This is a genomic window from Amycolatopsis sp. NPDC043885 (genome assembly GCF_056435685.1).
In genome coordinates this window covers 1,257,713-1,272,125 of sequence record NZ_JBWKEA010000001.1, presented here as the reverse complement: position 1 = coordinate 1,272,125, position 14,413 = coordinate 1,257,713, and the positions used below count along the sequence as shown (strand labels likewise).

Genomic DNA, 14,413 nt, shown 5'->3' with positions numbered 1-14,413 from the left:
GGGGGCTCCAGTGACGACGGCCGGCGACGACAGCGCACGCCTCGAAGCGCGCAATGCCGCCATGAAGGACCAGGTCGACACGCTGCTCGAACAGTTCGAGCGGCAGACGGCCCAGCTCCGGGACGCGCAGGAAGCCGCTTCGCAGACGTCGGCGACGGTGGTCTCGCAGGACGGCCTCGTCCGCGCCACCATCGACGCGACCGGCACGCTCGCCAAGCTCGAGATCCAGCCGAACGCCTTCGAGCGCACCAACCCCGCGCAGCTGGCCAACACCGTGCTGACGCTGGTCCGTCAGGGATCGCTGCAGGTCAAGCAGCAGGTCGCCGACCTGATGGCCCCGATCACCGAAGGGCTGCCGGACCTGTCGGACCTCATCGAAGGCGCGCCTTCACTCCAGGGGCTGATGCCGGCGATCCCCGACTTCCTCGCGGAAGAGGAGGAGACTGCCGCGCCCTCGAAGTCCGACGAAGACTTCGACGCCCCGCTGATGATCAAGGACGACGCCCCGCCGCCGCCTCCTCCGCCCGCCCCTCCCGCGCCGCCGACGCCGAAACCGGTTCCGAAACGGGTGCGTCAGCAGGACGACGATGAGGAAGAGCCGCCCTCGAGCTGGCTGACCAGGGGGGTCTGATGCCGAACGGTGGGGGTGGAGCCGGGTTCACCGCGGATCCGGAAGCGGTGAAGACGGCCGCGGCCAAACTGGGGATCGCGGCGGACCAGCTGGACGAAGCGGGCAAGGAACTGCTGGCCGCGATGAACTCACTGGGCCAGTGCTGGGGCAACGATGACGCGGGCAAGGAGTTCGCGAAGGACTACGAGCCCGGCGCGCAGGGATCGTCCGAAGGGTTCGCGAACGTCGTCGAGGCGCTGCGGGGCATGCAGCACAACGTCGAACGGTCGATGACCGCGTTCACGAACGCCGAGGAAGAGATCAAGTCGACGCTGGACAAGAAGGTCTAGCGCCGTGGGTATGGAGATGCCCGACGCGGTCAAGTGGCTCTTGCCGATCGTCGTCGGGGAGAGCTGGCCCGAAGGCGACGAGGACAAGCTTCGCGAACTGCGCGACGCCTGGCACAACGCTTCGAAGGCGATTCAGCCGATCGCCGACACCGCGACCAAGGGCGCCACCGAGGTCCTGGGCGGCTGGAGCGGACAGGGCGCGGAGAAGTTCGCCGAGGCCTGGAAGAAGTTCGTCGAGGGCGACGAGGCGTACTTCAAGTCGCTAGCCGATTCCTCGAAGGCACTCGGCGACTCGTGCAACGCGACCGCGCTGGACGTCGAGTACACGAAGTACATGATCATCATCTCGCTGGTGATCCTGGCCGCGCAGATCGTCGCGATGATCGCGGCCGCGGCGGTGACGTTCGGCGGGTCGACGGCCGGGATCGCGCCGGCCCAGATCGCCACCCGCATGACCGTCCAGATGATCTTCCGGCAGCTGATGCAGAAGCTCGCGCAGGAAGGCTTCAAAAAGGTCGCGAAGGAACTCCTGGAGAAGCTTCTCAAGGAGGGCCTGAAGAAGATCGGCAAGGAAGTCCTGCAGAACACGGCGATGAACCTCGCCATGGACGCGGGCATCCAGGGCCTCCAGATGGCCAAGGGCGACCGCGAGAGCTGGGACTTCAGCAAGACCAAGGATTCCGCGATCAGCGGCGCCGTCGACGGCGTGGTCGGCGCGGGCAGCAGCAGCATCGGCAAGGGCGCCACGAAGGGACTTTCCGACAGCGTCGGCGGCCAGATCGTCGACAGCGCGGCGCGCGGTGCCGTGCGCGGCGCGGCCGAAGGGGTCGCCAGCACGGTCGGGCAGGCCGCCGTCACCGGTGACCTGGACAAGCTTTCGGCCAAGGACGTCCTGATGGGCGCTTCCGGTGGAGCGGTCGGCGGTGGTGTCGACGGGGCGAAGAGCCAGATCGGCGACATCAAGGCCGCGAACACGCCAGGCGCCTCGGCGGGCGACGGTCCTTCCACGCCGGATGTGGACACCGGGGATTCCGGGACGCCTTCGGGCTCTTCGGACTCGGGCTCTTCGTCCGAGTCGCGCTCTTCGTCGGACTCCGGCTCTTCGGACTCGGGCACTTCATCGGACTCGCGCTCTTCGTCGGACTCCGGCTCCTCGGACTCGGGCACTTCATCGGAGTCGCGTTCTTCTTCGGATTCCGGTCCCTCTTCGCGGTCGGACTCTTCCTCGGATCCGGCACCTCGGTCCACTTCGGACAGTCAAGCGGCTTCGAGCCGCGGTTCGGACGGCTCCGCTGATCCGCAGCCGCGCTCCGAGAGCGGTCCGCAGCGGACGGCGGACAGCGACCGGGTCAGCCAGTCCTCGACGCAGGCCCCGGAACGTCCGGCCGACGCCCCGGCGAACACCGGTGACGGTCAGCGTCCGGCGCAGACCCACCAGAACGCGCCGGCGGCCGCCGCCGACAACGGATCCGGTCAGCAGCAGCAGGCCGCGCCGGGTAATCAGCAGCAGGCACCCGCCCAGTCGCAGGCGCCGGCACAGACACCCGCGGCGAGCCCTGCGCCGAGCCCGTCACAGGGACCCGCGTCCAGTCCGGCGCCGAGCCCGTCTCACAATCCTTCGCAGTCCAGCGCGATGCCGCCCGCTGCTTCCTCTTCGACAGGTGCGCCGTCGAGCTCGGGTGGGTACGGCATGGCGCCGGGCGGCAACCCGCCCGGCAACGGGCCTGCCCCCGGCGGTTTCCCGCCGCCGGGGCACGATCCGTCCCGGCCAGTCCGGCCGAACGACGGCGTCCAGGCCGCGGGTTTCGCGGGCAACGGCGGACCGCAGCAGCCGCGTTTCGACCAGCCGCCCGCCCCGATGCCCTTCCAGGGCCAGCAGCCGATGCAGCCGCCGCCTCCGGGTGGTTTCGCGCCGCCTCCGCCACCGCCTCCCGGTGGTGGTGGCCCCATGCCGCCGCGAGGACCGCAGGGGCAGCCCGGTCCGATGGGCCCGCGTCCGCCGCAGCAGCATCCCGGTCAGGGTGGATATCCGCAGGACCGCGGGCCGCGTCAGCGTCCTCAGCAACCGCCGCAGCCCCCTGGTCCGCAGGGTCCGCCTCGGCCGCCCCAGGGGTATCAGGGCAGGCCCGGACCTGGTCCGGGCCCGAACGGCGGGGTCCCGCCGCGTCCGCAGACGCCTCCGCCCGGTCCGCCTCCCGGCAACCGCGGTCCGGCGGGCTATCCGCCGCCGCCGCGGCCCCAGCATCCGGGCAACGGCCCGTTCCCCGGCAACCGCGGCCCCATGCCGCCGCCTCCGCCCGGTCACCACCCCGGCCGGCCGGGGCCGGGGCATCCGGGACAGCAGCCCGGCAGGCCGATGCCGCCCGGCGCCGAGCCGCCGCGCTTCGGTGGTCCGCAGCGTCCGCCGCAGGTCCCGGGACCGCGCCCGGGCCACGACGGGAACGCGGGTCCCCAGCAGCCGCAGCGTCCGCAGCAGCAGCCTCCGGTGCGGCCGGTGGAGCACGCGCCGCAGCAGGCACCTCAGGACCGCGGCGGGAACGACCTGCCCAAGGACACCGAGCTTCCGAAGGACGTCGAGGCTCCCAAGGACACGAACGTCCCGAAGGACACCGAGCTCCCCAAGGACACCGAGGCGCCGAAGGACGCCGACGCTCCGAAGGACACCGAGGCGCCCCAGGACGTCACTCCCGACGACAGGACCACGGTCGACGAGCCGTACCTGACGGATCCGAAGTTCCACACGGACGATCCCGCCGCGTACCGCGCGCTCGCCGAGACGCAGATCGACAAGCGCGGTTTCGACAAGGACACCGGGGAAGCGCGGAGCGAACAGGTCCGCCGCGAAGGTCTCGCCAAACGCGACGCCCACGAAGATCCGCGCGTCAAGCAGATGTCGGATCAGGGTGCCTACGCGGTGCACAGCTACACGCGCACCGACATGGCCGAGCGGATCACGCACGCCCAGCGGCACGGCGGCGCGGAGCTGGAAGCGCTCCGTCCGCACATCGAGGCGATCACCTCCGGCCTCAACGAGATGCCCGCCTACGAGGGTCTCGTCTCGCGGCGGGTGAACTTCAACGGCAACGAGAGCGCGATCCGGGCCTTCCTCGAAGCGCACGCCAAGGGCCAGGTCATCGTCGACCCGCAGATGCTGAGCACGTCGCGGGTCACCCCCGAACATCCGCACAGCAACTTCCCCGGCGAAGTCGAGATGCGCATCCAGTCGAAGACCGGACGCCATATCGAAGACCTCGCCTCGAAGAAGGAAGAACGCGAAGTCCTGATGAAGTCGGCGACGCAGCTGCGCGTCACCGACATCAAGATGGGCCCGGGACATCCCGAGCACCCGCACTACAAGAAGCGTCTCGACGACGGATCGCCCAACGATCTGCCGAAGTGGATCGTCGAATGCGAGGAGGTCGTCGCCGGTGACGACGGCCATCTGACGACGGACCAGGTCCAGCAGAAGGTCGCCGAACGGCGCGACTACAACAACGCCGTGCAGGAGCGGCTGGCGCAGGAAGCGGCCGAGCAAGAGGCGCAGCTGCGCCGCGATCACCCGGAGCTGTTCCAGGGCCAGGGCCTCGCGGGGCTCGAAACCAAGCTGGCCGACGGCAAGGGCGGCTGGATCGACGCCACCGACGCCCCGGTCCGGGACGCCCCCGAGCCGCCGAAGGAGCACGCTCCCGACGGCGGCTGGTCCGAGCTGGCGAAGCCGCTCGAAGAGGGCGGGACGCCGGTCATCCACGCCGGTTCGACCGAGACGCCGCACCAGCAGGTCCGGCTGGTCATGGACGAGATCCCCGCGATCGGCGAGGCCAACACGCGCAACTACTACGCGCCCGAGTCGTGGAAGGACGGCTACCAGACGAACTCGGCCGAGGCGCTGGTCGCGTTCGAAGACCGGATGAACGGCGGCGACTCGGTCGCCGCGCCGTCGACCGGCGGTTCACCGCTGCAGCACGTCAGTGACCGGCTCGGCGGGCAGTGGTCTGATCGGAACGGTTTCGCCGACGTCGCCCGTGAGCTGGGCGAACGTCCGATCGGCGCGCGGACCGCGGTGGCGTTCGAGCATCACGCCGCCGCCGATCCGAACGCGCCGGAGGGCTCGCCGCGGTCCAAGGACCGGATCGAGACCCGGATCGTCGCCGCGGTGAACACGCCGCACGGCGTGGTCTTCGCCGACCCGATGACCGGGCGGCTCGCGACGCTGCCCGACGATCCGACGTCGATCAAGGCGATGCCGATGGGCGGCGGCGATGCCCCGCACACGCCGGAAACGCCGCACACCGACAGGTCCGCCGACTCCGAAACCCCCGTCCAGGAACAGGCGCCCAAGACCGAACTCGACATCGCCGAACGCCTCAAGGGCCCGGAAGAAACCCCGACGCGAGTCGACGAGAGCTACCTCTCCGACGAGAACTTCCGTGGCACGCCGGAGGATCACAAGACCCTCCGTGACCGTTACGACAGCGCCGAACTCGCCGAACAGGCTCGCGAGAAGGCGCTCAAGCGGCTCGAAGCCAGCCCGCTGAAGGACCGCGTCTCGCCTGAGGCCGCCGAAGCGATCTACTCGTACTCGCGCGAACACGCGTACGCGATCAACGACGCGAACCGCCGGGGCGAGTCGCACCCCGACTTCGAGAACGCCCAGCGCAGCACCAGGGCGATCGTCGGCGCGCTCAACGAGCTGCCGGACTTCCACGGCGAGGCCATCCGCGGCATCGACACCAAGGGTGACATGCGGGCCGCCGCGATCATGGCGGCGCACTACGAACCCGGCCAGACCGTCCCCGAGCCGACGATGACCAGCTCGACCATCAAGACTTCGCCGGACACGAAGTCGAAGTTCGGCGAAGACGTCGAGATCCACATCGTCTCGAAGACGGGCAAGGACGTCTCGTCGCTCGCCGAAAACCCGCGCGAGAACGAGGCCATCAACAAGCCGGCCACGCAGCTTTACGTGCACAGCAAGGAGTTCAAGACTCCGCCGCTGGTCGACCGGCCGAAGTGGGTCATCCACGCCGAAGAGGTCACTCCCGGCGACCCGCGCTACCTCGACCCCGAGACCGCCAAGCAGAAGATGGACGAACGGCGGGCCCGGCACGCCGCGGAGGCGCCGGAACTCGCGCGTCTGGCCCAGGCGCAGTCGATGGCGCGCCTCGGCGGCTTCGACGAGCCGCAGACTCCGCACTTCTCCACGGAGAACCCGGCGGACCACGGCGTCACGGACGTCGAAAAGGGACCCGAGTACGGCGACCAGCCCGCTCAGGACCACTCGGCCACCGACGACACGCTCGAACTGCCTGCCCCCGAGCGGGACTACTCGTCGATGGCGGTCGCTACGAACCCGCCGAGCGAACCGGCGATCCACGCCGGTTCGGCGAGCCCCGCGCAGCAGGCCGCGTACATCGCCGACCGGCACCCGCGGCTCGGCGAGGTCAACCCGCATTTCAACGACCCCGACGCGTTGGCGAACGGCTACCGCTCCAACTGCACCCGCACGCCGGGCGCGTACATGGACCGGCTGAACGGCATCGACTCGACCGCCGATCCGCTGCTCGTCCACGAGATGGACAGCCGCGGCACGCTGGAACACGTCGAAGAGCGGTTCGGCGGGGAGTTCTCCGGTCGCGCCGACTACGACACCGTCATCCGCGAGATGCGGGGGATGCCGACCGATCACCACGCGGTCGTCGCCGTGAAGTACCTCGACGAGAACGGCGTCGAGCGAGGGCACGTCGCGATGGTGGCGAATACGCGGGACGGCGTCGCGTTCATCGACCCGCAGTCCGGCGCGCTGATGAACCTGCCGCAGCCGCCGCTGGGCGTGAAGCTGATGCACGTCGGCGTCCCGGAAGGCCCGGCCGCTCAGCCCGTCGACCCGCGGATCGCGTTCGCCAGGGATGACACGCCCGACGTGCCGCCGTCGAGGATCGGGCCGGACGGCCGTCCGATCGTGACGCCGCCACACGACGCGGGCTACGGCATGGCCCACGACGAGCAGCCTCCGGGCGACCGGGCCGATGGCGAGCGGTTCCTGAACGATCCCGAGGTCGTGGCCGCGGTGGACGGGCTGGACCCGGACAAGAAGCGGGCCGTCCACGAGGACGAAAACGGGGTCAAGCACGACGTCGGGCCGATGCGGGACTTCATCCGCGAACATCTGCCCGCGCATCCGGAACTCGTCAGGCTGATGGAGCATCCGGACAACGCGTACCTGCGGGCTTCGCTGCTGAACAACCCGATGACCATCGGCAGCCTGCTGCTGCACCCGGAGGCCATCCCGATCCTCGAAGACGCCCTGCGTGACGTCGAGGAACGCGGCTACCAGATGATCGACGACGTCCGTGAGGACGGTCCCGGCGACACTCCGCTGACCCAGGAGCAGCGGGATCTCGCGAACGCGGCGGCGGATATCGCCGCCGACGTGGAGCCCGGCGATCAGTACCACGCCGGCTTCGATCGCGCGGACAAGGGCGATCCCGGGAAGATCCAGGAGTTCCTGGACGCCGAGCGGGAGGCATGGCCGCGGAATCAGGGCGACCTCAACCGGATCGCCGAACGGATCGCGGCGGAGAACAACGGTGACGCGTCGGGCAGGCCCGGTCCGAAGGACGACGACCGCGCGAAGGCGAAGATCGCGGGTTACGACGGTGACGCGTCGAAACTGACTGACCTGGTGGGCGTGAAGATCCAGTTCGACACGCTGGCCGACGTCTACAACGCGCTGAACGCGGTGATGGACGATCCGGACCTCCGGATCGTCAGCTTCGACGACCGGTTCGCGAATCCGCAGGACAGCGGGTACCGCGATCTGCAGATGAACGTCCGGCTGCCGAACGGGCACGTCGCCGAACTGCGGCTGCACCTGAAGCACATCGACACCGTGTCGGCCTACGAACACGCCTTGTACGAGGTCCGCCGCGACTTCCCGACGTACAACCGGACACTGGACGAGAACAACAAGAAGCGGTTGTCCCCGGAACAGGCCCTGCTGGAAGCCGCGTTGATGGACCGGGTCCGGGAGAAGTTCATGGCCGGTCTCCGCAAGGGCCTGCCTCCTGAGGAGAACACGTGATCCAGACGCCGTCCTTCTACACGTACTTCGGGAAGACCTACCGCGTCGAGTCGACCCCCGACGGGGGCCTGACCGGTTTCCTCCTCAACCTGAGCACCGGCGAGTTCGACGAGAAGCCGGAGCACGTGCGTGAGGTCATGTGGGCGATGGCGAGTTCGGACATCAGCAAGGTGTCCGAAGAGAAGTTCGTCCAGGAGACCGAGCGCGCCCGTGCGTACGAGCTCAAGGGCGGCGGACCGATCTTCGCGCTCTACGAGACCATCGACGGCCTGTACGCGCAGGCCAAGCGCGAAAACCGTCGCGTGGAACCGCAGGAATCGGCCTTGATCAAGTCGCTGCGCGAACGCACCTTCAAGATGTGGGAGGACGAGCTGGCCCGCCGCGCCGCCGGTGAGCCGCCGTCGTTCCGGGCGGAACCACGTTTCCCGAACCGGGCGCGATGATTCACGTGGAACAACTCACCCCCGAACAACAACGCGGGCTGCTGATCGAAATCGGCAAGCTCATCCGCTCGGGTGTCGCCGACGCGGCGCATCCGGCTGTCGCCGATTTCCGGCAGGCCGGGGAGCACACCGAACTCGAGGGCCACAACTGCGCGCCCGCGCCCGAGCTGAACGATCTCTTCGGCAGGCTTCGCACCGGCATGTACACGACCGGCCGGGGGACCTGGTTGCAGTCCCGGTTCACGCTGAAACCCGACGGCACCTTCGACTTCGACTTCACCCTCGACGACGAGCCGGCGTGGATCGAGCCACCGGGGACTTCGGTGTACCCGGACGAGCTGGCCGCGTTCCCGCGCGAGGACGAGCACGTCCCGGACTGGTGGCGGCTGCGCGCGCAGCTGCCGTTGCGCGTCGAGTTCCGGCACGCCCGGATCGTCGACGCGTACACCGAGGGCGAGCCGCCCGTGGTGGACAGACCGGAGCTCGACGAGTCCGAAGCGCCGCTGGTCGCGCAGTATCTCGAGCGTGAGCCGGCGATCCTCTCCGGCAGCGGGCTCGGCAAGGACATCTTCGATCCCGAGGCCGACGGCGACGTCCCGGAGAGCTACCACACCGACGGCACCTGGATCTGGCACGCGTCCGTGCCGCACTACCTGCGGAAATACGGGATCCCGCCGGAGCCGGACCTGGTCGAGCACATCCGGAGCCAGCGGTTCCAGCCACCGTACGTCGAGCACCTCGTGCGGCGGACCGCGGAAGCGGATCTGCTCGGCAAACCGCGGCCGAAACCGGGCCGCTCCGACGTCAAGAAGACCGAGGGCGACATCGCCGCGGAGCTGGAGACGTCGCCGAATCCGGCACTGACCGACGAAGAGCTCCTGGTCGTGCTGGTCAGCAGGCTCGGCGAGCACGCCGTCTGGCCGGAGGCCTACCGCATCGGCGACCGCGCGGACGGCGCCTGGTGCCTCAACTTCACCGAGAAGGGCTGGGAGGTCGCGGCCTACTCGGGCGGCGCCCCCGTGTCGCCGAAGTACTTCGACAAGCTCGAAGACGCGTCGCATCAGCTCCTCGGCGCGGTTCTGCTGCATCCGGCGAGGATGACCGCCGGACACGAGACGCCACTGGAGACGGCGAAGGAACTCGCCGACTGGCCGGTGCGGGCGGCGCCGGGTGAGCCTCCCCTCACCTTGCTCCGCAACAAGCGCGTGAGCCGGATGGTCGCCGGTACGGTCGTACTGCGGTTCGGCGAGGAAACCGGCAATCTGGTTCACCACGGAGGAGTACGGTTCGCCACGACGTCCCTGCCGCTGGAACGGGAGCGTGTCGGTGGGACCTACCGGCTGCGACGCCCGCTCCACGTGATCATCGGTGTCACCGTCCCGTGGGCGAACATGCCCGGCGGGGCGGTGGCCTACGTGCTCCCGAGGACCATCGCCGAGCACGTGTCCGACGGCAGCCTGGAGAGGATCGAGTAGGTGGAATCGGCGGAAGCGGTAGCCAAGGTCGAAGAGTGGCTGCGCGCGGTCCACGGTCCGGACGTGTCCGAACCGGGCGGCGCCGGCCTGCGCGTGAACCACGAGAAGGTCCTGCGCATCCCCGAGGGCTGGTCTGTCCCCTACAACACCATCGCCTTCCTCGACGAGGGTCATGCCGAGAAGGAGATCTTCCCGCCGCCGTCGGTGATCGTCCGCGAACCGGACGGCGAGCTGCGCCAGGCGCATCCGCAGCCCGGCGGGCTCAGCGTCCCGGTCGCGTTCCCGGGCCAGGAGGCCTGGCGCGAGGTCGTCGACCCGGAATACGCCAAGGCAGGGCTCGGTGACCTCGGTGTCCCGCCGCCGGTCGTCGCGGGCTGGGTCAAGGTCAACGCGGAAGGCGTGCAGACCGGGGAAGAACGGGAGAACCCGGAGTACAAGGCCGGTCCGGTCCGCCGCGGCTACCCGAAGCCGGAGAACAAGCTCGAAACGCTGCTGTCGTTCGCCAGCGTCGGCTGGCTGACCAGGGAACAGCTGCTCGTCGGGCTGCTGCGCTGTGAGGTCTACGTCCCGCTCGACCTGGCGTCGGGCAAGACGGAGCGGTTCTATTTCAACGAGGAACGCGCCGAGCTGAGGGTGTTCAGCTCGACCAGGAACCTCCCGCCCCGGGAACACGGGTACTGGAAGGTCGACATCGCCACCCTCGCCGGCTACGAGAGCCCGCCGAACCTGGTGATCAACGGTGGTCCCGCGACGTTCGAGGACGTCAGCGGCGCCGAGCTCGCCGAGACCGCGCTCCGGTTCCCGCGCCGGGGCCCCGGCGTCGACGTCAACGAGCGCTGCCCGGAGGCGGACCCGGAGCTGGAGGCGCTCGCCGCCGACACCGCCGCGAAGATGGGCCTGTCCGAACCGGTGAAGCCGCCGCTGGCCGCCGCCGAACGGGCACGCCGCCGCGGGTTCGAGCTGAGTGCCGAAGAGTGCCAGAAGACCGTCCTCGGTCAGTCGTGGCTGGCGCGGCTCCGGCAGCCGGAACCACCTCGCGGCCGCCCGAACGACCTTCGGGCGAACGGGCTGGCGCCCGCCTACGACAACGAGGGGCAGATCCAGCCGCGCCTGGACACCTTCGGCAAGTACTTCGAGCGAGACCGTTCCAGCTCGCGTTACGGCTGGCAGCGCGTCACGGGCGCGTACATCGGCTTCGCGCTCGGTGAGGCGCTCGGCGCGGCCGTCGACCGGATGCGGCTCGACGAGATCCACAACACCTACGGCCCCGACGGGGTCACCGATCTGCCGATCGCGTTCGACCTGCCCGGCCGGATCGGGCCGCTCACCCAGCGGCTGCTGTTCTACACCGAGGCCGTGATCCGCAGCCCGCATCGCGAGCAGCCGGAGAACCGCGACGCCGAAAAAGCGCTCGGGACGGTCGCGCGCAACTCGCTGATGCGCTGGCTGCACACCCAGGGCGCGCCGCTGGACAACGCCGACGGCTGGCTCGTCAAGGTGCCGGAACTCCGCGTCCGCCGCACTCCCGACGACGCAGAACTGAACGCCTATCACGCGCTGGCGACCATCTCGCCGACGGCGATGCCCATGAGCGGACCGGACGCACTGGTCGCGGCACTGCCGGCGGCGATGACCGCGGCCGGGCCGGGGAGCGCGATGAGCGGCGGCGTCCGCCAGGCGGTGCGCGACCTCGTCGCGGTGACCCATCCGGGCGAGGTCGACGTCGAAGCGGCGACCTACCTGACCTGGCTGTTCGAACCCGCGCTGACCTCGGAGGCGTTCAGCTACCCGATCTGGAACACCTCCCGGGAGATCTTCAGCGACCAGAACCCGCACCAGCGGGGACCGGTCTGGGCGGATCTCAAGGCGATGATCGCGGAATCGGTGCCGTTCTTCGGCAAGCACGGCCTGCCCGATCTGCGGGTCCCGGAGCTGATCGGCGACGGCAAGGGCACGCTTTCGGTGCTGGGCCGCGCGTTCGCGGCGCTGTCCGGTTTCGAGAACTACCCGGAGCAGGCGCTGCTGCGGGCGGTCAACCACTCGGGCCGCAGCGCGATCACCGGTGCCATCGCGGGCGCCCTGCTCGGTGCCCGCACCGGCATCCCGGGGTTGCCGCAGAAGTGGGTCGAGCAGCTGGAACTGCGCTACCTGGTGGAGAACATCGCCACGGACGCGTTCTGGCACTTCGACCGCCACTCGGCGCTGCACGAGGTCGACGGCTGGGCCCAGCGGTATCCGCGCTGGTGAACGGAATGGGGGCGGAGCTGAGATGGAGTTCGGAAAAGCGACCGAAGGCGTGAACCCGCCCCGGCCGAAGGCCCCGCTATCGCGGTGGCAGGACGCCCTTTCCACCACCGTGACGTGGACGACCAGGCAGCGTCCTGCCGACGTCGATCGCGGACGCGGGTTCACCGACAGGCAATCAGAATGGGGACGATGAACGAAGAGGAAGCCGTCAGCCGCGTCGAGGAATGGCTGGCCGGCCGAGACGGGGAGGGCACCGGCGCGTTGCGGGTCCGCCGCGACTACGTCGTGCGCGCGACCGACGGCTGGAACGTCACCTACAACACCGTCGGCTGGCTCGACGGGACCGATCCCGGCGCCGGTCTGTTCCCCAGCCCGGTCGCCTTCGTGCCGGACGACGGCGGCGAGATCCGCCTCGACCTGGAGCTGATGGCCGTTTCGGCGGCGGGCGGCGACAGTGACGCTTTCACCCGCTGGGCCGAGGTCGTCGATCCCGAGTTCGACCCGGACGCGGTCCCCGGTCTGCCCGTGCCGAAGGCGGCGATCCTGCGCTGGGAGCAGCACACGCTGTACGGCGAGCCGACCGGCGCGGTCCGCGCGAACCCGGAGCACCGGCCAGGGCCGCGGTTCTCCGGCCGCCCGGCACCGGAAAGCCCGGTCGAGACGCTGCTCGGTTACCTCCGCGTCGAGTGGATCACGCCGGAGGAGTTCGTCCACTGGATGCTCGACCTCGAGGTGCTGGCCCCGGCGAAGGACGGCCACCTGCAGGTCCGCGACTTCGGTGACGCGGGCGTGCGCTTCGTCGTCTACACCTCCGAGGCCCAGATCCCGTCGGAGTACACGGTGTGGCAGCGGGTCCAGCCCCGCGTGCTCCTGCGCCGGGCCAAGGACAACCCCGGGGTCGGGCTGCTGGTCAACCCCGGCCGTCCGGAGACGTTCAACGTCTACCCGGAGACGCTTCGGCAGGTCGCCGACCTCGACCTCCCGGCAGGCACCGAGCGCCCCGAGTCCGTCGGGCGCCCCGCGTACTTCAGCGGGGAGTACGAAGGCGCCGCCGTCGCGAACCTGCGGAGCCTCGTCGACCAGGCCAGGGACAACGGCTACCCCCTGAGCAGCGAAGAGCTCACCCGCTACGTCCGCGCCGCGACGCTGTCGTTCGAGCGCTCCCGGGCGAAGTATGACGGCCGCCCGCTGCCGGAACTGCCCGAAGACCTTTTCGCCAACGGCCTCGTGACGCACTTCTACGACAACGGCGAACCGCGCCCGAGCGCTTGGACCTTCGGTAAGTTCTACGACCCAACGCTTCCCGTCGGCAGCTTCGCGTACCCGCGGCTTCTCGGCGCGTACGTCGGCTTCGCGCTCGGAGACGCACTGGGCTCGGGCGCCGATCCCGCCGACGGCTTGCCGCTCGGCGGGCTGACCCGGCAGCTGCTGTTCCACACCGAATCGGTGATCCGCGGCCTGGACCCGACCCCGGACAAGCCCGAGATCCCGGCGTCGCTGCCCGCGGGCGGACGGCCGGACGGCTGGGTCGCCAAGGCCACCGAAGGCGCGGGTCCACCCCCCGCGGAGTTCTCGGCCATGCTGGCGACCGCGCTCGCCGCGACGGTGACCGGCGGGGTGCAAGGCCCCGCCGACAGCACGTTCTACGCGATGAAGGTCGTCCGCGAACTGGTCGGATCCGCGGCGGGGCACGAGGTCGTCCACGGCGCCGAACTGCTGGTGAACGTGTTCCGCGCCCAGCTCGCCGCCCGGAACGGCGAACCGGCGGTCGCGAACTTCCTCGAAGGCTTCGACGAGTACAGCGGTGAGGTCGGCGAGCTGGTCAAGACCGTGCTCGACCTCAGGAACGACATCGGCGGGGACGACGTCGAGCAGTTCGACAGCATCGGGGACGGCCGGACGCCGCTTTCGGTGCTCGGCCGGGCGCTGTTCGCCGCCGCGAAACGCGGCTACGACGCCGAAGCGGCGCTGGCGCTGGCCGCTCGCGGCGGCACGGTGACCGCGGCGCTGACCGGGGCGATGGTGGGCGCCAGGCTCACCGTGCCGGGTCTGCCGGAGTCCTGGCTCGCCGCGTACGCCGACCTCGGCGTCGTCGACGCCATGGCGGGCGACGCGTATTACTACTTCAACCGCTTCGGCCTGCCCCGCGAGCCCGAAGAGCGGCGGCGCTGGGACGCGAAACGGTATCCACGAGGAGATCAGTAGAG

The 14,413-nt window shown here is 70.0% G+C and carries 7 protein-coding genes; all 7 read left to right on the top strand.

Annotation, left to right across the window (positions count from 1 at the left end; translation table 11 throughout):
* The first annotated feature begins 10 nt into the window (after positions 1-10).
* The 7 genes from AC069I_RS06360 to AC069I_RS06330 all read left to right on the top strand — a co-directional run bounded on the left by AC069I_RS06360 (position 11) and on the right by AC069I_RS06330 (position 14,411).
* Positions 11-631 (top strand): YbaB/EbfC family nucleoid-associated protein, encoded by a 621-nt coding sequence (locus tag AC069I_RS06360; protein WP_478223935.1) that lies wholly within the window; start codon positions 11-13, stop codon positions 629-631.
* Positions 631-960: a WXG100 family type VII secretion target gene (locus tag AC069I_RS06355; protein ID WP_340685748.1), complete on the top strand. Its 330-nt coding sequence runs from the start codon at positions 631-633 to the stop codon at positions 958-960. The genes AC069I_RS06360 and AC069I_RS06355 overlap by 1 nt, the downstream gene beginning before the upstream one ends.
* 10 nt (positions 961-970) lie before the next feature.
* Positions 971-8,041: a WXG100-like domain-containing protein gene (locus AC069I_RS06350; RefSeq protein WP_478265162.1), complete on the top strand. Its 7,071-nt coding sequence runs from the start codon at positions 971-973 to the stop codon at positions 8,039-8,041.
* Positions 8,038-8,484 (top strand): hypothetical protein, encoded by a 447-nt coding sequence (locus AC069I_RS06345; RefSeq protein WP_478223934.1) that lies wholly within the window; start codon positions 8,038-8,040, stop codon positions 8,482-8,484. The genes AC069I_RS06350 and AC069I_RS06345 overlap by 4 nt, the downstream gene beginning before the upstream one ends.
* 5 nt (positions 8,485-8,489) lie before the next feature.
* Positions 8,490-9,959 carry a TNT domain-containing protein gene (locus AC069I_RS06340; protein WP_478223933.1) on the top strand — a complete coding sequence of 490 codons (1,470 nt, stop codon included), beginning with the start codon at positions 8,490-8,492 and terminating at the stop codon, positions 9,957-9,959.
* Positions 9,960-12,206, top strand: coding sequence for an ADP-ribosylglycohydrolase family protein (locus AC069I_RS06335; protein WP_478264944.1), 2,247 nt, complete (start codon positions 9,960-9,962; stop codon positions 12,204-12,206).
* Positions 12,207-12,395: 189 nt separating this feature from the next.
* Positions 12,396-14,411, top strand: coding sequence for a YrhB domain-containing protein (locus AC069I_RS06330; protein WP_478264943.1), 2,016 nt, complete (start codon positions 12,396-12,398; stop codon positions 14,409-14,411).
* Positions 14,412-14,413: the final 2 nt, after the last annotated feature.